At 50.3% G+C, this 1,746-nt stretch carries 2 protein-coding genes; both read right to left on the bottom strand.

The genetic code is table 11. The features are described from left to right. Positions 1-276: 276 nt before the first annotated feature. Entirely contained in the window at positions 277-1,233 is a 957-nt protein-coding gene (locus J4G02_20980; GenBank protein ID MCE2396998.1) for a T9SS type A sorting domain-containing protein, read from the bottom strand. 192 nt (positions 1,234-1,425) lie between these two features. Continuing rightward, positions 1,426-1,746, bottom strand: a 321-nt coding sequence (locus J4G02_20975) for a hypothetical protein (GenBank protein ID MCE2396997.1), incomplete at its 5' end; no start/stop codon positions are given.

The following is a 1,746-nucleotide window of genomic DNA, read 5'->3' as shown; positions in this document are numbered from 1 at the left end:
TCTTCGGATGGCTAACCTTGTTGATAGCACAATTCAACTCCTAAAGAATCCAAATCCTTTAGGTTTTGGAGTATGTCAACATCTTGACTGACGTTATCGGACAATCTCCACGAATCCTAAAATTAACGCAAAGTCGCTAAGACGCAGTGATTTCAAGATTCTTTCTTTGAGAGAAACCAAGCTTTGAAGAAAAAACTCGGTTTCTACTTGCACATCAGGTTCCGCGTTTCCCGTTTTCTCACTTTCTTCCCTTCCCACTTTCTCTTCTTTTCCCTCCTACTTGACGACAACCATTCTGCGGGTTTCGGTGTAATCGCCAGCACTCAGTGTATAAAAATAGACACCACTGCTGACCCGCTCCCCCTTTTCATTCCGACCGTCCCAATAGACCGCACGTTCACGGGTGAGGTAGTAGCCCACCGATTTGTGTCCAACATTGACTGTTCTGATTAAGCTGCCGGTCACATCGTAGATTTTGACAGTGACCGTTGACCCTTCCGATAGCTGATACGGTATCCATGTGTCGGGGTTGAACGGGTTGGGATAGTTGAGCAGGAGTTTGGTCTCTAGGACGTTCCGGTCCGCGATGGATAGGTAGTGGCGAACGCCGTGTGATTTGTTTGGCATCGCTTCTAACTCGGTCAAAGCCCGCTGTGCTGCAATTATTTCTTTGGCGGAAGATGGGATAGATTTGATGAGAGCTAGTTGGGAAGGTGCAGCGGCGTTTTGACTCAGATGCTCCGCGACGAAGACGAGGTCTAGGAGATTGACCACGCCATCTTTGTTGGTATCCGCCTGTGGGTTGCTAGGGGGTTGCTCACCGAAACTACTTGCGACAAGGATGAGGTCGAGGACATTAATGCGTCCATCAAGGTTGGCGTCGGGGTTGGGCGCAGCGGTGATGTGGAGGTCTGCCCAAAACGCCGAATCGCAAATTGTGGTTTCACCGGGGTCTGCTACCAATTCCAACAGTACAGGTTTACCAGCAAACTGAGCGAGGGAGATGCTACCGTCCGTCCAATCAAAGGTATCTTTGAAGATTTCAAAGTAAGTTTGACCGTTGAGACGGACTTGAAATAGCACGCCGCTGCTGCAACCTTTCACCAAGTCCGCTGAGAAGGAGAAGGTTGACGGCTCTTCGGGTAGCAAGAGCGGGAATTGGAATTCCCTCCTACAGAAAACGGACGTAGGGAGTGTACCCTCCGAATCATGACCCTCCGACCATTTACCCATGACATTTCACCTATCCATACACATGTCGCACCTCTGGTGCTACGGGTTACGACTTAGGCAATTTGAATCAATCGATTTCCATAATCAACACTTTGTGTCGAGATATGAATCTCGACCTACAGGAGCGCGGGAGACATACGTATTACCCCGGTGGTTTAGAAAAGATGGAACGGAGATCTCCGTTCTCTACTATCACACCGATCCAGCCAACCCATGCGCTACTTTATTGATCGCCTTAGCAGTATCCCGAATGTCGTCCTCGCTCATGTGCTCGTGGATGCCACGGACGGCGACGGTTCTCAAGCCCTCGACTGCGCCGGGCACCAGTTCGGGACCGTAATGGTATTCACGACTGATATACGGACTGTTAAACGGGAATTGGCTATCGCCGTAGGTGCGTCCTTTCGTCAGGAAGTCGCCACGCATATAGATTGGATCTTGGATGTAGTGGGCAGCCATCGAGACACCTTCGGCGGAGACAGCCTTGCAAAATTCATCGGGGTCGTGCCCGGT

This window comes from Candidatus Poribacteria bacterium, assembly GCA_021295755.1.
GTDB lineage: Bacteria > Poribacteria > WGA-4E > WGA-4E > PCPOR2b > PCPOR2b.
This window is presented reverse-complemented; position numbering and strand designations above follow the sequence as displayed.